The following is a 16,546-nucleotide window of genomic DNA, read 5'->3' as shown; positions in this document are numbered from 1 at the left end:
GGGAAAATTGATGCATCGCATTGACCCAAGTAAATTAGAACTTGAAGAACGTGTAGTTACGATAAATCGTGTCGCGAAAGTTGTTAAGGGTGGTCGTCGTTTCCGCTTTGCTGCACTAGTTGTAGTTGGCGATAAAAACGGTCATGTTGGATTCGGTACTGGTAAAGCACAAGAGGTACCAGACGCAATCCGCAAAGCTATCGAAGACGCTAAGAAAAACTTAATCGCTGTACCATTAGTTGGTACAACAATTCCACACACAATCAACGGTCATTTTGGAGCTGGTGAAGTATTCTTAAAGCCTGCTGCTGAGGGTACTGGTGTTATTGCTGGTGGACCTGTTCGTGCGGTCCTTGAATTAGCAGGTGTACAAGATATTCTTTCGAAATCTCTTGGTTCTAACACACCAATCAACATGATTCGCGCTACTGTGAACGGATTAAGCGAACTTAAGCGCGCTGAAGATGTTGCAAAATTACGCGGTAAATCTGTAGAAGAGCTACTAGGTTAAGGAGGGAAAACAAATGGCGAAAAAGTTAGAAATTACCCTCACTCGTAGTGTAATTGGTCGTCCACAAGATCAACGTGCGACGGTAGAAGCTTTAGGTCTTAAAAAGTTGAATTCAACTGTAGTTAAGGAAGAAACTCCTGCTATTCTTGGTATGATCAACAAAGTTTCTCACCTTGTAACTGTAAAAGAAGCTTAAGGATAACTCATTAATATAAGGAGGTGCCTGGGAATGAAACTTCATGAATTAAAACCTGCAGAAGGTTCTCGTAAAGTACGTAACCGTGTCGGTCGTGGTATCGGTTCTGGTAACGGTAAAACTGCTGGTAAAGGTCATAAAGGACAAAACGCACGTTCTGGCGGCGGTGTTCGTCTTGGCTTCGAAGGTGGTCAAACTCCATTATTCCGTCGTTTACCAAAACGCGGCTTCACAAACATTAACCGTAAAGAGTTTGCTATTGTAAACTTATCAACGTTAAATCGTTTTGAAGATGGTACAGAAGTAACACCTGAATTATTGCTGGAAACTGGCGTTATCAGCAAATTAAACGACGGTGTTAAAATTCTTGCAAGCGGCGCAGTAGAGAAAAAACTAACTGTTAAAGCGCACAAGTTCTCTTCAAGTGCTAAAGAAGCAATTGAAGCAGCTGGCGGATCAGTTGAGGTGATCTAATGTTTCGTACAATCTCCAACTTTATGCGCGTTGCTGAGATAAGACGTAAAATATTATTCACTTTAGCGATGTTAATCGTATTCAGGATTGGCACGTTTATCCCCGTGCCATTTACAAATGGAGACGTACTGAAGGCACAAGATCAATTAAATGCTTTAGGTATTCTAAATACATTTGGCGGTGGAGCCTTGAAAAACTTCTCCATCTTTGCGATGGGAATCATGCCGTATATTACAGCATCCATCATCGTGCAATTATTGCAGATGGATGTTGTTCCTAAATTTTCGGAATGGGCGAAGCAAGGTGAAATGGGCCGTCGTAAATTAACGCAATTCACGCGTTATTTTACAATTGTTCTTGCGTTTATTCAGGGGTTTGGTATGTCAATCGGTTTTAACGGTATGGTAGGTGGACAATTAATTTTGAATCCTGGTTGGAGCACTTATTTATACATTGCTACGGTACTGACTGCTGGTACTGCATTTTTAATGTGGTTAGGTGAACAGATTACAGCTAAAGGTGTAGGTAATGGTATTTCCATCCTAATCTTTGGTGGTATTGCCGCAGCGATCCCAAGTGTTATATCTCAAGTGTATCAGCAACAGTTTCAAAATATCGGAGATCAATTGTTCATGAGTATCGTTAAAGTTGCATTGATTTTACTAGCTGTGTTAGCAGTTATTGTGGGTGTTATTTTCATTCAACAGGCTGTTAGAAAGATCCCAATTCAATATGCGAAGCGTGTAACAGGAGGAAATGGTGGTTATGCTGGAGCACAAAACACACATTTACCGCTTAAGGTAAATAGTGCTGGTGTTATTCCAGTAATTTTTGCTGTTTCATTCTTAATTACTCCTCCGACTATTGCGCAGTTCTTCCCGAAACATGATGTATCGCAGTGGATTATTGCAAACTTTAACTATTCTCACCCAGTGGGAATGATCATATATGTTGCGCTCATTGTAGCCTTCACATATTTCTATGCGTTTGTTCAGGTTAATCCAGAGCAAATGTCAGAGAATCTAAACAAACAAGGTGGATATGTTCCAGGTATTCGTCCGGGTAAGAATACAGAACAATATCTAACAAAAATCTTGTATCGTTTGACCTTTGTAGGATCAATTTTCCTAGCAGCGATTGCAATCTTACCAGTTATCTTTACGAAGCTGGGAAATCTTCCTCCATCTGCACAGATCGGTGGAACGAGTATGTTAATCGTTGTCGGCGTTGCTTTAGAAACAATGAAGCAACTAGAAAGCCAACTGGTAAAACGCCATTACAAAGGGTTTATCAAGCAGTGAGTAAGTGGGAAGTATTGTCTTCCCTACATGCTCATGTACTCTGAGGGGGAACAAGGATGAACTTAATTTTAATGGGGCTTCCTGGTGCTGGTAAAGGTACACAAGCCGAACAGATTGTTGCCAAGTATAACATCCCTCACATCTCAACAGGAGATATGTTCCGTGCAGCTATGAAGGCTGAAACTGAAATGGGTTTACAAGCAAAATCCTTTATTGATAAAGGTGCACTTGTTCCAGATGAAGTTACAATCGGAATCGTTCGTGAACGTTTAAGTCAAGAAGACTGCGTAAGAGGCTTCTTATTAGACGGTTTCCCACGAACTGTTGCACAAGCATCAGCTCTTGAAGAGATTATGAAAGATCTTGGCAAAAAAATCGACTATGTTTTAAACATTAATGTGGATTCAGGATTGTTATTAAAACGCCTTACAGGCCGTCGCATTTGTAAAGAGTGCGGTGCGACTTACCACTTAGAATTCAATCCGCCAGCAAAAGCTGACGTGTGCGATAAATGTGGTGGCGAGTTATATCAACGCTCTGATGACAATGAAGAAACTGTAGCAAATCGCTTAGATGTAAATATTAAGCAAACTAAACCTTTGCTTGATTTCTACGAGGAGCTTGGTTACTTACAAAGCATTAATGGTGAGCAAGATATCAATAAAGTATTTGCTGATATCGATGTTCTCATCGGAGGCTTAGCGTAATGATAATCTGCAAAACTCCTCGCGAGATAGAAATCATGCGAGAAGCGGGCAGGATCGTTGCTTTGACTCATCAAGAGTTAAAACAGCACATTACTCCAGGAATTACAACGAAAGAGCTCGATCAAATAGCGGAAAAGACGATTCAAAAATATGGTGCTACGCCATCTTTTAAAGGATACAACGGATTTCCGGGGAGCATATGTGCTTCTGTAAATGAAGAGCTTGTACACGGAATTCCAGGGAAGCGCAAGCTCAAAGAGGGCGATATCATCAGTATCGATATTGGTGCGAAATACAATGGGTACCATGGAGATTCTGCATGGACGTATCCAGTTGGAAACATTTCTGAATCTGTTCAAAAGCTACTTGATGTCACAGAAAAATCGTTGTATCTTGGTCTAGAACAAGTAAAACCAGGCGAGAGATTATCAAATATCTCACATGCGGTTCAAACCCATGCTGAAGAGAATGGATTCTCGATCGTTAGGGAGTATGTTGGTCACGGAATCGGGCAAGACTTACATGAGGACCCTCAAATCCCGCACTATGGTCCACCAAATAGAGGCCCTAGATTAAAGCCGGGAATGGTCATCTGTGTTGAGCCGATGGTGAATCAAGGAAGACGATATGTAAAAACACTATCTGATGACTGGACAGTGGTAACGGTAGATGGTAAATGGTGTGCCCATTTTGAGCACACGATTGCTCTTACAGAAGCAGGATACGAAATCCTTACCACTTTATAAGTAGCTGGCTCTCCGGGATTTCAGAGCAGTGTAAAATGTTACTGATTTGAAGAAGGGAGAACTATTGAATGGCTAAAGATGATGTAATTGAAGTCGAAGGTACCGTTCTTGAAACGTTGCCAAATGCTATGTTCAAAGTAGAATTAGAGAATGGGCATGTCGTATTGGCTCACGTTTCTGGTAAAATCCGTATGAACTTCATTCGTATTTTACCAGGAGACAAAGTTACGGTAGAATTATCTCCGTACGATTTAAATCGTGGTCGTATTACGTACCGTTTTAAATAATATAGCACTCCGTAATCTTTAAGGAGGTTCGAGACATGAAAGTAAGACCGTCAGTTAAACCAATCTGCGAAAAATGTAAAGTTATTCGTAGACGTGGAAAAGTAATGGTTATTTGTGAAAACCCTAAACATAAACAAAAACAAGGTTAATCAGAAGGAGGTGCATTCGGAATGGCACGTATCGCAGGTGTAGATATTCCTCGTGACAAACGCGTTGTTATTTCTTTAACTTACGTATTCGGCATTGGTCGCACAACTGCTGAAAAAATTCTTGCTGAAGCTGGTGTTTCTGAAGAAACACGAGTTCGTGATTTAACGGAAGACGAATTAGGACGTATCCGTGATATCATCGATCGTATTAAAGTTGAGGGAGACCTTCGTCGTGAAGTATCTCTTAACATCAAACGTCTAATGGAGATCGGTTCTTACCGTGGTCTTCGTCACCGTCGTGGTTTACCAGTTCGTGGTCAAAACTCTAAAAACAATGCTCGTACACGTAAAGGTCCACGTCGTACAGTAGCAAATAAAAAGAAATAATAAGTAAAGGAGGTTGAACTAACAATGGCACGTAAAACAAACACTCGTAAAAAACGTGTGAAAAAGAATATTGAAGCTGGTGTAGCTCATATTCGTTCTACTTTCAACAACACAATCGTAACACTTACAGATACTCACGGTAACGCGCTTTCTTGGTCTAGTGCTGGTGCACTTGGTTTCCGTGGATCTCGTAAATCTACTCCATTCGCTGCGCAAATGGCTGCTGAAACTGCTGCTAAAGCTGCAATGGAGCACGGTTTAAAAACTTTAGAGGTTACTGTTAAAGGTCCTGGTGCTGGTCGTGAAGCTGCAATTCGTGCTCTTCAAGCTGCAGGTCTAGAAGTAACAGCAATTAGAGATGTTACTCCAGTTCCTCATAATGGATGTCGTCCACCAAAACGTCGTCGTGTGTAATTTTTCTGTATAGAATTTTCCCTTTTGTCTATAATGGATATGATGCATTATCGAGAAATTTCGTACAGAAACATCGCTTGTTGTGCACAATCGGGAACTGCCTAAGGGGGACTTTCGGTTAGACAGGGGTTATACCTTTGTTTAACCGGGGTTTCGACGTTTTGAAGGAGGGTTTAGTTAATGATTGAAATCGAAAAGCCGAAAATCGAAACGGTTGAACTTAACGAAGATGCTAAATATGGTAAATTCGTAATTGAACCGCTTGAGCGTGGATATGGTACTACGTTGGGTAACTCCTTACGTCGTATTCTTTTATCTTCACTCCCTGGTGCCGCTGTTACTGCTATCCAAATCGATGGCGTATTACATGAATTTTCAACAGTTGAGGGCGTAGTAGAAGACGTTACAACGATCATCTTAAACTTGAAAAAGTTAGCTCTTAAAATCTACTCTGAAGAAGAGAAGACGTTGGAAATTGATGTGCAGGGCGAAGGTATTGTCACAGCTGCTGATATTACTCACGATAGTGATGTAGAAATCTTAAATCCAGATTTACACATTGCAACGTTAGCAAAAGATGCGCATTTCCGCGTGCGTTTAACTGCAAAGCGTGGCCGTGGGTATACGCCAGCTGATGCAAATAAAAGCGAAGATCAACCAATAGGAGTAATTCCTATTGATTCTATTTATACTCCAGTATCACGTGTGACTTACCAAGTGGAAAAGACACGTGTCGGACAAGTGGCTAATTATGATAAGCTTACGCTTGATGTATGGACGGATGGAAGCATCGGGCCAAAAGAAGCTATCTCTTTAGGTGCCAAAATCTTAACTGAGCATTTAAATATCTTTGTTGGTTTAACTGATGAAGCACAAAATGCTGAGATTATGGTCGAGAAGGAAGAAGATCAAAAAGAGAAAGTTCTTGAGATGACTATCGAAGAACTAGACCTTTCTGTTCGTTCTTATAATTGCCTAAAACGTGCAGGAATTAATACTGTACAAGAGCTTGCGAACAAAACAGAAGAAGATATGATGAAAGTTCGTAACTTAGGACGTAAATCCTTAGAAGAAGTTAAACATAAACTTGAGGAATTAGGTTTAGGTTTACGTAAAGACGACTGAGGATTTAAACCCATCAACAAAGGAGGGAACTACGAATGGCATACAGAAAATTAGGCCGTACAAGTGCGCAACGTAAAGCTATGTTACGTGACTTAGCTACTGATTTAATTATCAACGAGCGCATCCAAACGACAGAAACTCGTGCAAAAGAACTTCGTTCTGTAGTGGAAAAAATGATCACTTTAGGTAAACGCGGAGATCTTCATGCTCGTCGTCAAGCAGCAGCTTTCATTCGCAATGAAGTAGCTAACGCTGAGACTGGTCAAGATGCACTTCAAAAACTATTCGCTGATGTAGCTCCACGCTATGCTGAGCGCCAAGGCGGATACACTCGTATTGCAAAAATTGGTCCACGTCGCGGAGACGCAGCACCAATGGTAATTATCGAGTTAGTATAATGATAATTAAAAGGGCAGGACAGTTCTTTTCAAGAAACTGGTCATGGCCCTTTTTTTTAAATATAAAAATAGGCTTACTTGGCGAAGGAAAGGGTGCCTTGTATTGAAAAAAGAGAAACTTCGGACAGAAAATATATCATTTCAATATCCTGGTGCAGCCACTTATGCATTAAAAGATGTTTCATTCTCCTTATATGAAGGAGAATGGGTATCTGTTATTGGACAAAACGGTTCTGGGAAGTCTACACTTGCAAAATTATTGAATGGTTTGTTTTTGCCGGAAGCAGGGACAATTACAGTAAATGATACAATGGTTTTGTCAGAGGAAACGGTATGGGATGTTCGAAAACAAATTGGGATGGTATTTCAAAATCCAGATAATCAATTTGTTGGAACGACAGTGCAAGATGACGTTGTCTTTGGTTTAGAGAATATCGGAATGCCAAGAGAGCAAATGGTAGAAAGATTAGATCAGGCCTTACGACTAGTCCGTATGGAAGATTTTCTTAATGATGAGCCACATTCGTTATCTGGTGGGCAAAAGCAGCGAGTAGCAATAGCAGGCGTTTTAGCACTTCAACCGTCTATTTTGATATTAGATGAAGCAACGTCAATGCTAGACCCTCAAGGGAGACGTGAAGTGGTAGAAACGGTTAGACAACTTGTTAATGAAAAAGGTATTACCGTGTTATCAATTACGCACGATTTAGAAGAAGCGGCACAGTCAGACCGTGTCATTATTTTAAATAAGGGAGAGATATTAGAGGAAGGGACTCCAGAACAAATTTTCAAGTCCTCTCATATGCTCCAAGAAATTGGATTAGATGTACCATTTTCAGTGAAAATAGCAGAATTATTAAAAAGAAATGAAATTCTCTTGCAAAATACGCATCTTACAATGGAAAGCTTGGTGAACGAACTTTGGAGATTACATTCCAAAAAGTAGAACATCGTTATCAATATAAAACTCCATTTGAAAGACGCGCACTTTATGATGTAGACGTGTCGTTTCCAAGTGGGGGCTATTATGCCATTATCGGTCATACTGGTTCAGGTAAGTCGACGATGATTCAACATTTAAATGGTTTATTGCAGCCGACAAATGGCACAGTTCAAATCGGTGAACATTTCATTTCGGCAGGAAAGAAAGAAAAAAAGCTAAAGCCACTACGTAAAAAGGTAGGGGTTGTCTTTCAATTCCCAGAACATCAGTTATTTGAAGAGACTGTGGAGAAAGATATTTGCTTCGGACCTACTAATTTTGGGGTATCGGAAGAAGAAGCGAAGCAAAAGGCAAGAGAAGCAATTGAACTTGTAGGGTTAGAACCAGAACTGTTAACGCGTTCACCATTTGAGTTAAGTGGTGGGCAAATGAGGCGTGTTGCGATAGCAGGCGTATTAGCGATGGAACCCGAAGTGCTTGTATTAGATGAACCTACAGCAGGACTAGACCCAAAAGGGCAAAATGAACTTATGGAGATGTTTTATAAGCTACATAAGGAGAAAGGCCTTACAGTTATCCTTGTAACGCATAATATGGAGGATGCTGCTAAATATGCCGAGCAGATTGTAGTCATGCATAAAGGAACGGTCTTTTTGCAAGGAAGTGCAGAGGAAGTATTTTCACATGCTGATGAACTAGAGAAAATTGGTGTGGATCTTCCTATGTCTTTAAAGTATAAACGTGCAATTGAAGAGAAGTTTGGCATTTCAATCCCAAAGGCTACCTTATCTTTAGAGGATCTTACTCATGAAGTTGTGCAGGTGTTACGAAAAGGTGGTCATGAATCATGCAGCAGTTGATTATTGGAAGATATATTCCAGGGAATTCTCTTATTCATCAACTTGATCCACGTACGAAGCTGCTGATTGTCTTTTTATATGTATTTGTTGTTTTCTTAGCAAATAATGCGATTTCATATGGATTTTTATTTTTATATGCACTCATTGCTTTATTTTTTGCAAAAGTGCCGATTCGTTATGTACTTTCGGGCTTAAAACCAATTCTATGGATTTTTCTTTTTACATTTTTCCTGCATATTTTAACAAATAAAGAAGGGGAAGTATTATTCCAGCTTGGTTGGTTTTCGATACATGAAAAAGGATTAGAGCAAGGAATATACATTTCTATACGATTCTTCGTTATTATTTTAATGACGACATTATTAACGTTAACGACGACACCTATTGAGATTACAGATGGTTTGGAGACGTTATTAAAGCCGTTGAAGCGTATAAAAGTTCCTGTTCATGAAATCGCATTAATGATGTCAATTTCTCTTCGTTTTATCCCGACATTAATGGATGAAACGAGTAAAATAATGAAGGCACAATCGTCACGTGGTATTGATTTTGCAGGGGGACCGATAAAAGATAGGATGAAAGCTATCATTTCACTACTCGTTCCTCTATTTATCAGTGCTTTTAAGCGTGCAGAGGACTTAGCAATTGCTATGGAAGCCCGTGGATATCAAAGTGGCGAAGGACGTACTAAATTTAGGCAACTACGCTGGAAAACAAGCGATACAGTAACGATTATAAGCTTACTTTGTTTAGCTTGTATTTTGGCATGGGTGCGATCGTAATGGAGAATAAAGAAATGGATAGAATAAAATGTACGGTTGCATATGATGGCATGCATTTTTGTGGTTATCAAATTCAACCGCAGCATCGTACTGTTCAACAAGAGATAGAGAAAGCTTTGCAGAAATTGCATAAAGGGGAACTTGTTCGTGTTCAGGCATCGGGCAGAACGGATTCTACCGTTCATGCTAAAGGACAAGTGATACACTTTGATACACCGTTGTCTCTTGAAGAGTGGCAATGGAGCAATGCATTAAACACTATGTTACCAGATGATATTGTTATCACACAGGTAGAGAAAAAAACAGAAGAATTTCACGCACGTTACGGTGTCGAGAGAAAAGAATATCGTTATCGTGTATTATTATCAAAGACTGCGGATGTATTCCGTAGAAATTACGTATATCAATATCCATATCCGCTCGAAATAAATGCTATAAGAAAAGCGATCCCTTATTTTATTGGAACGCATGATTTCACTTCTTTTTGTTCGGCAAAAACTGACAAAAAAGATAAAGTGAGAACAATTTATGAAATCGAGCTAATTGAGCAGGACGACGAATTAATTTTTCGTTTTGTAGGTAATGGATTTTTATATAATATGGTCAGGATTATTGTTGGTACGTTACTGAGCGTAGGGCAAGGAAAGCTTGATCCGGATAGCATTCCAGAGATTTTAGCGAAACAAAATCGTCAGTTTGCTGGAAAGATGGCTCCTGGTCATGGGCTTTATTTATGGCAGGTAAACTATAACAACTAATCCTGGTGTAACATTTGCTTGACATTAGAAACTCAAAAGTATATCATAACATATGGTATTGTTTCTAAAACCACGATTAGCCCCGGAAGGAAATCGTGTTTAAGATAAACAATAGATTTTTTCTATGGAAAAGATAACGAGGAGGGAAACACATGCGTACGACTTTTATGGCAAAAGCTAACGAAGTTGAGCGTAAATGGTATGTGGTTGATGCTGAAGGTCAAACTTTAGGTCGCCTTGCTAGTGAAGTAGCATCCATTTTACGTGGTAAAAACAAACCTACATTTACACCACACGTTGACACGGGTGATCATGTAATTATTATTAACGCTGAGAAAATTCATTTAACAGGTAATAAATTAAACGATAAAATTTACTACCGTCACACTAACCACCCAGGTGGACTTAAACAAAGAACAGCTCTTGAAATGCGTACAAACTACCCTGTACAAATGTTAGAGCTTGCAATTAAAGGCATGCTTCCAAAAGGACGCTTAGGCCGTCAAGTTTCTAAGAAACTAAACGTGTATGCTGGAGCAGAGCATCCACACCAAGCACAAAAACCAGAAGTTTACGAACTTCGCGGATAATCAATTAAAGGAGGGCTTACTTTGGCACAGGTTCAATACTATGGCACTGGACGTCGTAAGAGTTCAGTAGCGCGCGTACGCCTAGTTCCAGGCGAAGGACGCGTTATCATTAACGGTCGTGATTTTGAAAACTATATCCCATTTGCTGCATTACGTGAAGTAGTGAAACAACCTCTAGTTGCAACAGAAACTTTAGGTAACTACGATGTACTTGTAAACGTAAATGGTGGTGGATACACTGGTCAAGCTGGTGCTATTCGTCACGGTATTTCTCGCGCTTTATTAAAAGCTGATCCAGAATACCGTCTAACACTAAAACGTGCAGGTCTATTAACTCGTGACGCACGTATGAAAGAGCGTAAAAAATACGGTCTTAAAGGCGCACGTCGTGCACCTCAGTTCTCAAAACGTTAATTTTTGCGAACTACAAACCCCAACCATTTTGGTTGGGGTTTTTTATGTTTCATTCCTCTTTTGAAATTTTTGTAGTTTGGAATATTTTAGTGCTATCCTCTCGCGTATGCTTCTTCTTTAGAAGTTTAGACTAATACGTATTAGGGAGGTTTATAAGTACTATGAATGTCATTGTCAGCTTACAAGAAAAACAAAAAGAAAAGCAGTTGAAATATGAGCGGAAGATGCTGCGGGAATTATCATTAAAAACATTACGTTCAAATATTAGAGATGCCTTTCAGATGCAGGAACTTCATCGTCAGTATGAAGATTACTGCATTGAATTAGGGATAGAATCGTATTTATTAGGAGCGAGATATAGCAAATTTGGTTATTATGGCGAATCGTTCTTTGATGTGAAATATAGGGCCTTAGAAGAAGAGCAACAATTAACGGAAACACTATTTCAATTTTTAACGAGCATGACTATGCGGGAGATTAAGTTACAAGATGAGGAATTACTTTTTGAATCTTGCCAGCAGTTTATCGGCTTATGGTGGCAGGAAGGATATGAAAAAGGTGAAAGAAGATATCGATTAAAGCTTCATTAAGACAAGCATAAACTTTCCTCTTGTCCCATATAAGTAATTAGAGGGACTAGCTGGAGGAGGAAAGGTATGAAGAGAATTCGAATTATCTCTTTTGCACTCGCTGCGGTTATTTTGTTTTTTTTAGTCAAACAAGAATTTCAAATTACAAAATCGTGGCGAGCTTGGAATTTACCCTTATCAGGGAAAGTAATCGTATTAGATGCTGGGCATGGTGGACCAGACGGAGGGGCTGTTGGTGGCAAGGATATTGTAGAAAAAGATATTACGCTTGAGATTACAAAGAAGGTGCAAGATTATTTACAAGAGCAAGGTGCACTAGTTATTTTAACGCGTGAGGGAGATTATGATTTAGCCCAGAAAGATACAAAGTCATATAGTAGACGTAAAGCAGAAGATTTAAAAAAACGTGTAGAGATTATTAATAAACCCGATGTAGATTTTTTTGCAAGTATCCATTTAAATGCTTTAACTAGTAGTGGATCAAAAGGCGCACAAACGTTCTATTACCGTTCTTCAATTGAAAATGAACGTGCTGCGAAATTTATACAAGCTGAGTTGAGAACGAGTTTAGAGAATACAAATCGTTCTGCTAAAACAATTTCTCATGTGTATTTATTAAAGTATGCGAAAAACCCAGGTGCTTTAATTGAAGCTGGCTTTTTATCGAATGTAAATGAAAGGTATATGTTAAATTCGGAGAAATATCAGCAAAAGGTAGCAGCTGCTGTATATCGTGGTATATTACGTTATTTCACGGAAAAAGGAAATCCTCCAGAATAAGGAGGATTTTTTTGCGTTTCTCTCGTTAACGAAGTTTTCCGAAAATATGTTATACTGGAAATGTAAACGCATTTATTTCAAAAGTAAAGAGAGATATATTTAATTAACATTATGTTATTTTTCATACAGGGGGCTGGGCTAATTATGGTAACGAAAGAGCAAGTAGTGGAAGCGTTAGAAGGGATTGTAGATCCGTTTTTACATAAAACGTTAAAAGAAACAGGGGCAATTAAAGAGGTAACAGTCAAGCCTGAGAAGGAACATGTAAGTGTTAAAATTGCAATCGTAAAAACTGGTACCGCGGAACAAATGCAATTGCAATCTGGAATTGTAAAGTTAGTAAAAGAACTAGGAGCAGCAACAGTAGGGCTTCGCTTTGCAGAATTTACAGAAGAGGAATTAGCTCAGTTTGCACCAGAACAAGAAGAAGAGCAAACTGAATCTTTATTGTCACCAAATTCGAAAACGACATTTTTAGCAGTGGCGAGTGGAAAAGGTGGAGTAGGGAAATCAACAGTTTCTGTTAACCTTGCTATTGCTTTAGCTCGTCTAGGGAAAAAAGTTGGTATCATTGATGCTGATATTTATGGTTTTAGCGTACCTGATATGATGGGGATAGAAAAACGCCCTGTAGTAAGAGGAGATAAAATCATTCCAGTGGAGCGTCTAGGTGTAAAGGTAATCTCAATGGGATTCTTTGTAGAAGATAATGCACCGGTTATTTGGAGAGGGCCTATGCTCGGGAAAATGTTAAATCACTTCTTTACGGAAGTAGAGTGGGGCGATTTAGATTATTTAGTTTTAGATTTACCACCAGGTACAGGTGATGTTGCGCTAGACTTACATTCGATGTTGCCGGCTTGTAAAGAGATTATTGTTACAACACCGCATCCAACAGCGGCATTTGTAGCAGCACGTGCTGGAGCAATGGCTTTACGTACAGAACATAGTATTCTTGGTGTTGTTGAAAATATGGCTTATTTTGAAAGTAAAACAACTGGCGAAAAAGAATATGTGTTTGGAAGAGGTGGTGGAGATAAATTAGCTACAGAACTTCAAACAGAAGTACTTGGCCGAATCCCGCTTCAACAACCTGATTGGAATAAAGAAGATTTTGCGCCGTCAGTATATGAAGATACGCATACGACAGGTCTTATTTATCGCACAATAGCTGAAGCGGTAATTGATAAAACAACTGTTGCGCAAAAATAAAATAATAATGAGTGGATGATACATGTATTGTCCACTCATTATTATCGTTATTATTTTTACTGCTGTTCCTTTTTACCTTCTTGGGAACCACCTTCACCGCCGGCTTCCTTTTTATCAGAACCACTTTTTTCGGCTTTTTGGACACCTTTACTAATAATATCAATCATCTTAGCTTGGAAGAGTGGGCTTTCAGCAGTTTCTGTTAATACTTGTTGTAAATATTGACGGTATTCTTTGCTCTTCATTGTTTGTAACATCATTTTTTCTACTTCAGGGTTTTTCATAATTTCTATAACGCCTGCTTGGTATTCAGGGTCTTTTAGTAATGTTTTCATTAAGGCTGTTTGTTCTTTTCCCATACTTTTAGCGAATTTCGATGAGAACTCAGGGTCTTTAAAGAGCTTTTCCCAGAATTGTTGCCCTTTATCGGATACCATTGCATCTTCAATCGTTTTCTTTACTACTGTTTCATCTAGTATGAGTGCTTGTTTCATTTTTTCATCAGTTAACACATCTTGAATGGCTTTCTTACCTTGATCGGTTTTTAAAATATCAACAATCATTTTCTTCGTTTGATCATAATCAAGTTCGGACTTTGCTTCTTTTTCTTGTGCACATGCTACAAGTACAAGAAATAGAAAAGAAGAAGTCAAAACGAGCAGCATCCGTTTCATAAGTTGGAACTCCTTTCAGCACAGTTCTCTCTTTTTAATATAAATATCTTTAAGGAATTTATACATGAACATGGCTAGCTTTTTGAAATTGTCATTGATACAATTTAATTAGAAATATAAGGATAATGGGGGATGTGTTGTGAATAGCCGCAAGTGGGTTCGACTATTTTTTACGACGTTGTTTCTTGGTGGGGTTAGTACAGTCATTATTGGATTTGTTTTAGAGTGGGACAAGTACGCTAAATTTTTTCAAAATTTCGACGGAAAGGAAATTTTGGCAGTTTCCTTCTGGTTGATGGGTGTAGGATTTATTTTTAGTGTGATAAGTCAAATGGGGTTCTTTGCCTATTTAACAATCCATCGTTTTGGATTAGGGATGTTCAGGTCACCTTCTTTATGGAATATAGTCCAGCTCTTCTTCATTGCATTCGTTTTATTTGATTTTGTGTATTTAAGATCGGTATTGATTGCAAATGGGGAAATTTCATTAGGGAATAACATACTTGTTGCTGGTGTGTTATTTATGTTTGGTGCCATTGTTGCTTATATAAAAAGTAAGGAAACGAATAAAAAGGCATTTGTGCCAGCTTTGTTCTTTATGGTGGTTGTAACAATTCTTGAGTGGGTACCAGCACTTCGAATTAATGATACAGATTGGTTATATTTAATGGTGATACCACTTTTATTATGTAATGCATATCAGTTACTTATATTACATCGTTTAATTGGAAAGACGAGTAAGTCGGCCTAATTAAGAGAGTTTTTACGCAGGGTAGTTGTACGAATGAAAATATCGGGATAAAAAAAGCTCTATTACCTGAACGAAAGGTAGTAGAGCTTTTTATGTGTAAAAAATTATTGGACATCTTTACTTTTCGTACTTGTGTTGGAAATAAGTTGTGATACGGATATTTGCTCATAGCCGTCACTCTTTAATTTCTGTAGAAGCAGTGGTAAAGCTTTATTTGTTTGAAGAGCAGAATCGGATGCATGTAATAAGACGATATCTCCACCTTTTAAATTATTAGAGACGGTGGAAACGATATTGTTTACGCCAGGGTTTTTCCAATCGTTTGAGTTATTACTCCAATGAACGACAGTGTATCCGAGTGATTCTGCTATTTTAAGTGTTGCCTTGTTAAAGTCTCCACTAGGTGGACGCAATAGTTTAATTTGTTTCACACCGAGTTTTGTAAAAACATCTTGTGCTCGCAGAAGATCTCTTCGTATTTCATTTGCCTCTAGAGAAGTGTAGGACGTGTAATTATAACCCATACTACCGATTTCATGTCCATCTTTTATGATGCGTTCAACAACATCAGGGTGTCTTTCTGCCCATGCAGCAGAAAGGAAGAAGGTTGCATTCTTAATATCTCTTTCTTTAAGTGTATCAAGGATTGGAATTGCTTTTTTGTCTCCCCAACTAATATCAAACGTGAATGCAACTTGTTTTTTAGAGGTGTCGCCTTTGTAAATAACTTTAGGTCCTGTAGCGGTTGAAAAAGCAGACTCGTGTGAATATGTTTTCAAAAAGAGTAGCCATGCTGTAAATAAGGAAAGTATCACTATTAAGCTAATGTGTTTAAAGTTTCTTTTACTCGTAATAAAAAAGAAAAACATAATATTACGCCCCTTTGTCCAATCCTTTTCAGTTACATATATGCTGTAAATATAAAAAAGAGAACAAGGGATTAATATCGTAAGTAGTGGATATAATGGATGGTAGGATTTTGTTAAATGGAAATGGGCTTAATTTTTATTGCTCTGGAAGAAATGATTGAGGTGATGATTTGCTTGGGTTTATGTTAACGAAAGAAGAGAAAAAAGAAATGGAATACATATTGAAGAGAGAGTTAGAAGAACTTTTATTTGATTTTGAAGATGAACGTATTCATGACGTTGTAAAAAAGGCAATGGAAGAAAGATATAAAATCATTTTTTGTTTGTTTCGAAGAGTCGCTAATGCAGAAGAATGTATTCGTTATGTAAGAAAAAGAACTTTTTATTAAAAAGTGTTGACGTCGATAGATATTATATGATAAATTAATAACCGTCGCTGATGCGGAAACGCAAAAAACGACAAAAAGAAATTGAAAAACTTAGTTGACATTAAAAAACGAAGATGTTAACATAAGGAAGTCGCAAATGAGCGACCAAGTAGTTCTTTGAAAACTGAACGAAACAAACAACGTGAAACGTCAATTTTTATTTTAGATGCTAGACAAACTAACTTTATTGGAGAGTTTGA

At 38.4% G+C, this 16,546-nt stretch carries 25 protein-coding genes; 23 read left to right on the top strand and 2 right to left on the bottom strand.

The window, feature by feature from the left end; translation table 11 throughout:
• Nucleotides 1–10: 10 nt before the first annotated feature.
• The 21 genes from rpsE to PDQ40_RS26450 all read left to right on the top strand — a co-directional run bounded on the left by rpsE (nucleotide 11) and on the right by PDQ40_RS26450 (nucleotide 13,624).
• Nucleotides 11–511, top strand: coding sequence for a 30S ribosomal protein S5 (rpsE, locus tag PDQ40_RS26550; protein WP_000554646.1), 501 nt, complete (start codon nucleotides 11–13; stop codon nucleotides 509–511).
• A 13-nt stretch (nucleotides 512–524) separates the two neighbouring features.
• On the top strand, nucleotides 525–707 hold the full coding sequence (gene rpmD / locus PDQ40_RS26545) for a 50S ribosomal protein L30 (protein WP_001085234.1): 183 nt from the start codon (nucleotides 525–527) through the stop codon (nucleotides 705–707).
• Between the two features lie 33 nt (nucleotides 708–740).
• Nucleotides 741–1,181, top strand: a complete 441-nt coding sequence (rplO, locus tag PDQ40_RS26540; RefSeq protein WP_000766080.1) for a 50S ribosomal protein L15 — start codon at nucleotides 741–743, stop codon at nucleotides 1,179–1,181.
• The gene (gene secY / locus PDQ40_RS26535; protein ID WP_000490114.1) at nucleotides 1,181–2,482 is read left to right on the top strand and encodes a preprotein translocase subunit SecY; all 1,302 of its coding nucleotides are present in this window, start codon (nucleotides 1,181–1,183) and stop codon (nucleotides 2,480–2,482) included. The genes rplO and secY overlap by 1 nt, the downstream gene beginning before the upstream one ends.
• A 56-nt stretch (nucleotides 2,483–2,538) precedes the next feature.
• Nucleotides 2,539–3,189 carry an adenylate kinase gene (locus tag PDQ40_RS26530; protein ID WP_001048996.1) on the top strand — a complete coding sequence of 217 codons (651 nt, stop codon included), beginning with the start codon at nucleotides 2,539–2,541 and terminating at the stop codon, nucleotides 3,187–3,189.
• Nucleotides 3,189–3,935, top strand: a complete 747-nt coding sequence (map, locus tag PDQ40_RS26525; RefSeq protein WP_000582539.1) for a type I methionyl aminopeptidase — start codon at nucleotides 3,189–3,191, stop codon at nucleotides 3,933–3,935. The genes PDQ40_RS26530 and map overlap by 1 nt, the downstream gene beginning before the upstream one ends.
• A gap of 68 nt (nucleotides 3,936–4,003) precedes the next feature.
• Nucleotides 4,004–4,222 carry a translation initiation factor IF-1 gene (gene infA, locus PDQ40_RS26520; RefSeq protein WP_001029884.1) on the top strand — a complete coding sequence of 73 codons (219 nt, stop codon included), beginning with the start codon at nucleotides 4,004–4,006 and terminating at the stop codon, nucleotides 4,220–4,222.
• A 35-nt stretch (nucleotides 4,223–4,257) separates the two neighbouring features.
• Nucleotides 4,258–4,371, top strand: a complete 114-nt coding sequence (gene rpmJ, locus PDQ40_RS26515) for a 50S ribosomal protein L36 (RefSeq protein ID WP_000868344.1) — start codon at nucleotides 4,258–4,260, stop codon at nucleotides 4,369–4,371.
• Nucleotides 4,372–4,392: 21 nt separating this feature from the next.
• A complete protein-coding gene (gene rpsM, locus PDQ40_RS26510; RefSeq protein WP_000090789.1) occupies nucleotides 4,393–4,758 on the top strand; it encodes a 30S ribosomal protein S13 in 366 nt (121 codons plus the stop codon).
• Between the two features lie 24 nt (nucleotides 4,759–4,782).
• Nucleotides 4,783–5,172, top strand: coding sequence for a 30S ribosomal protein S11 (gene rpsK / locus PDQ40_RS26505; RefSeq protein ID WP_000101799.1), 390 nt, complete (start codon nucleotides 4,783–4,785; stop codon nucleotides 5,170–5,172).
• Between the two features lie 180 nt (nucleotides 5,173–5,352).
• Nucleotides 5,353–6,297, top strand: coding sequence for a DNA-directed RNA polymerase subunit alpha (locus tag PDQ40_RS26500; RefSeq protein ID WP_000569643.1), 945 nt, complete (start codon nucleotides 5,353–5,355; stop codon nucleotides 6,295–6,297).
• A gap of 35 nt (nucleotides 6,298–6,332) precedes the next feature.
• Nucleotides 6,333–6,695, top strand: coding sequence for a 50S ribosomal protein L17 (gene rplQ / locus PDQ40_RS26495; RefSeq protein WP_000331490.1), 363 nt, complete (start codon nucleotides 6,333–6,335; stop codon nucleotides 6,693–6,695).
• A gap of 103 nt (nucleotides 6,696–6,798) precedes the next feature.
• The gene (locus PDQ40_RS26490; RefSeq protein WP_000711783.1) at nucleotides 6,799–7,641 is read left to right on the top strand and encodes an energy-coupling factor ABC transporter ATP-binding protein; all 843 of its coding nucleotides are present in this window, start codon (nucleotides 6,799–6,801) and stop codon (nucleotides 7,639–7,641) included.
• The gene (locus PDQ40_RS26485) at nucleotides 7,617–8,498 is read left to right on the top strand and encodes an energy-coupling factor ABC transporter ATP-binding protein (RefSeq protein WP_000406517.1); all 882 of its coding nucleotides are present in this window, start codon (nucleotides 7,617–7,619) and stop codon (nucleotides 8,496–8,498) included. The genes PDQ40_RS26490 and PDQ40_RS26485 overlap by 25 nt, the downstream gene beginning before the upstream one ends.
• Nucleotides 8,486–9,280 (top strand): energy-coupling factor transporter transmembrane component T family protein, encoded by a 795-nt coding sequence (locus PDQ40_RS26480; protein WP_001186536.1) that lies wholly within the window; start codon nucleotides 8,486–8,488, stop codon nucleotides 9,278–9,280. Before PDQ40_RS26485 ends, PDQ40_RS26480 begins: the two co-directional genes overlap by 13 nt.
• A gap of 14 nt (nucleotides 9,281–9,294) precedes the next feature.
• Nucleotides 9,295–10,038 carry a tRNA pseudouridine(38-40) synthase TruA gene (gene truA, locus PDQ40_RS26475; protein WP_002163776.1) on the top strand — a complete coding sequence of 248 codons (744 nt, stop codon included), beginning with the start codon at nucleotides 9,295–9,297 and terminating at the stop codon, nucleotides 10,036–10,038.
• 152 nt (nucleotides 10,039–10,190) lie between these two features.
• The gene (gene rplM, locus PDQ40_RS26470; protein WP_001260793.1) at nucleotides 10,191–10,628 is read left to right on the top strand and encodes a 50S ribosomal protein L13; all 438 of its coding nucleotides are present in this window, start codon (nucleotides 10,191–10,193) and stop codon (nucleotides 10,626–10,628) included.
• Nucleotides 10,629–10,649: 21 nt separating this feature from the next.
• The gene (gene rpsI, locus PDQ40_RS26465) at nucleotides 10,650–11,042 is read left to right on the top strand and encodes a 30S ribosomal protein S9 (RefSeq protein ID WP_000079986.1); all 393 of its coding nucleotides are present in this window, start codon (nucleotides 10,650–10,652) and stop codon (nucleotides 11,040–11,042) included.
• Between the two features lie 161 nt (nucleotides 11,043–11,203).
• Nucleotides 11,204–11,632 carry a YbaK family protein gene (locus PDQ40_RS26460; RefSeq protein ID WP_001101006.1) on the top strand — a complete coding sequence of 143 codons (429 nt, stop codon included), beginning with the start codon at nucleotides 11,204–11,206 and terminating at the stop codon, nucleotides 11,630–11,632.
• Between the two features lie 66 nt (nucleotides 11,633–11,698).
• Nucleotides 11,699–12,412, top strand: a complete 714-nt coding sequence (gene cwlD, locus PDQ40_RS26455) for an N-acetylmuramoyl-L-alanine amidase CwlD (protein ID WP_000822435.1) — start codon at nucleotides 11,699–11,701, stop codon at nucleotides 12,410–12,412.
• Between the two features lie 144 nt (nucleotides 12,413–12,556).
• Nucleotides 12,557–13,624 (top strand): Mrp/NBP35 family ATP-binding protein, encoded by a 1,068-nt coding sequence (locus PDQ40_RS26450; protein WP_000256607.1) that lies wholly within the window; start codon nucleotides 12,557–12,559, stop codon nucleotides 13,622–13,624.
• Nucleotides 13,625–13,680: 56 nt separating this feature from the next.
• On the opposite strand, the gene gerD is transcribed toward PDQ40_RS26450, so the two are convergent.
• Nucleotides 13,681–14,298 carry a spore germination protein GerD gene (gene gerD / locus PDQ40_RS26445; protein WP_000827519.1) on the bottom strand — a complete coding sequence of 206 codons (618 nt, stop codon included), beginning with the start codon at nucleotides 14,296–14,298 and terminating at the stop codon, nucleotides 13,681–13,683.
• A 139-nt stretch (nucleotides 14,299–14,437) separates the two neighbouring features.
• Here gerD and kbaA point away from each other — a divergent pair, with 139 nt between their 5' ends.
• Complete coding sequence (gene kbaA / locus PDQ40_RS26440; RefSeq protein WP_001088516.1) at nucleotides 14,438–15,049, top strand: KinB signaling pathway activation protein KbaA; 612 nt, start codon at nucleotides 14,438–14,440, stop codon at nucleotides 15,047–15,049.
• Nucleotides 15,050–15,153: 104 nt separating this feature from the next.
• Here kbaA and pdaB read toward each other — a convergent pair whose 3' ends face one another.
• Nucleotides 15,154–15,918, bottom strand: coding sequence for a polysaccharide deacetylase family sporulation protein PdaB (pdaB, locus tag PDQ40_RS26435; RefSeq protein ID WP_000464707.1), 765 nt, complete (start codon nucleotides 15,916–15,918; stop codon nucleotides 15,154–15,156).
• Between the two features lie 170 nt (nucleotides 15,919–16,088).
• Here pdaB and PDQ40_RS26430 point away from each other — a divergent pair, with 170 nt between their 5' ends.
• The gene (locus PDQ40_RS26430; RefSeq protein WP_000900296.1) at nucleotides 16,089–16,307 is read left to right on the top strand and encodes a hypothetical protein; all 219 of its coding nucleotides are present in this window, start codon (nucleotides 16,089–16,091) and stop codon (nucleotides 16,305–16,307) included.
• Nucleotides 16,308–16,546: the final 239 nt, after the last annotated feature.

This window comes from Bacillus cereus group sp. Bc061, assembly GCF_027715825.1.
GTDB lineage: Bacteria > Bacillota > Bacilli > Bacillales > Bacillaceae_G > Bacillus_A > Bacillus_A paranthracis.
The sequence above is the reverse complement of the archived record's forward strand: the minus strand, read 5'-3'. Positions and strand labels throughout refer to the sequence as shown.

What these genes read in the sequence shown, in the direction of transcription:
- rpsE (WP_000554646.1), top strand. Translation starts at nt 11, where the DNA reads ATGCATCGCATTGACCCAAGTAAATTAGAACTTGAAGAACGTGTAGTT.
- rpmD (WP_001085234.1), top strand. Translation starts at nt 525, where the DNA reads ATGGCGAAAAAGTTAGAAATTACCCTCACTCGTAGTGTAATTGGTCGT.
- rplO (WP_000766080.1), top strand. Translation starts at nt 741, where the DNA reads ATGAAACTTCATGAATTAAAACCTGCAGAAGGTTCTCGTAAAGTACGT.
- secY (WP_000490114.1), top strand. Translation starts at nt 1,181, where the DNA reads ATGTTTCGTACAATCTCCAACTTTATGCGCGTTGCTGAGATAAGACGT.
- PDQ40_RS26530 (WP_001048996.1), top strand. Translation starts at nt 2,539, where the DNA reads ATGAACTTAATTTTAATGGGGCTTCCTGGTGCTGGTAAAGGTACACAA.
- map (WP_000582539.1), top strand. Translation starts at nt 3,189, where the DNA reads ATGATAATCTGCAAAACTCCTCGCGAGATAGAAATCATGCGAGAAGCG.
- infA (WP_001029884.1), top strand. Translation starts at nt 4,004, where the DNA reads ATGGCTAAAGATGATGTAATTGAAGTCGAAGGTACCGTTCTTGAAACG.
- rpmJ (WP_000868344.1), top strand. Translation starts at nt 4,258, where the DNA reads ATGAAAGTAAGACCGTCAGTTAAACCAATCTGCGAAAAATGTAAAGTT.
- rpsM (WP_000090789.1), top strand. Translation starts at nt 4,393, where the DNA reads ATGGCACGTATCGCAGGTGTAGATATTCCTCGTGACAAACGCGTTGTT.
- rpsK (WP_000101799.1), top strand. Translation starts at nt 4,783, where the DNA reads ATGGCACGTAAAACAAACACTCGTAAAAAACGTGTGAAAAAGAATATT.
- PDQ40_RS26500 (WP_000569643.1), top strand. Translation starts at nt 5,353, where the DNA reads ATGATTGAAATCGAAAAGCCGAAAATCGAAACGGTTGAACTTAACGAA.
- rplQ (WP_000331490.1), top strand. Translation starts at nt 6,333, where the DNA reads ATGGCATACAGAAAATTAGGCCGTACAAGTGCGCAACGTAAAGCTATG.
- PDQ40_RS26480 (WP_001186536.1), top strand. Translation starts at nt 8,486, where the DNA reads ATGCAGCAGTTGATTATTGGAAGATATATTCCAGGGAATTCTCTTATT.
- truA (WP_002163776.1), top strand. Translation starts at nt 9,295, where the DNA reads ATGGATAGAATAAAATGTACGGTTGCATATGATGGCATGCATTTTTGT.
- rplM (WP_001260793.1), top strand. Translation starts at nt 10,191, where the DNA reads ATGCGTACGACTTTTATGGCAAAAGCTAACGAAGTTGAGCGTAAATGG.
- PDQ40_RS26460 (WP_001101006.1), top strand. Translation starts at nt 11,204, where the DNA reads ATGAATGTCATTGTCAGCTTACAAGAAAAACAAAAAGAAAAGCAGTTG.
- cwlD (WP_000822435.1), top strand. Translation starts at nt 11,699, where the DNA reads ATGAAGAGAATTCGAATTATCTCTTTTGCACTCGCTGCGGTTATTTTG.
- PDQ40_RS26450 (WP_000256607.1), top strand. Translation starts at nt 12,557, where the DNA reads ATGGTAACGAAAGAGCAAGTAGTGGAAGCGTTAGAAGGGATTGTAGAT.
- gerD (WP_000827519.1), bottom strand. Translation starts at nt 14,298, where the DNA reads ATGAAACGGATGCTGCTCGTTTTGACTTCTTCTTTTCTATTTCTTGTA.
- pdaB (WP_000464707.1), bottom strand. Translation starts at nt 15,918, where the DNA reads ATGTTTTTCTTTTTTATTACGAGTAAAAGAAACTTTAAACACATTAGC.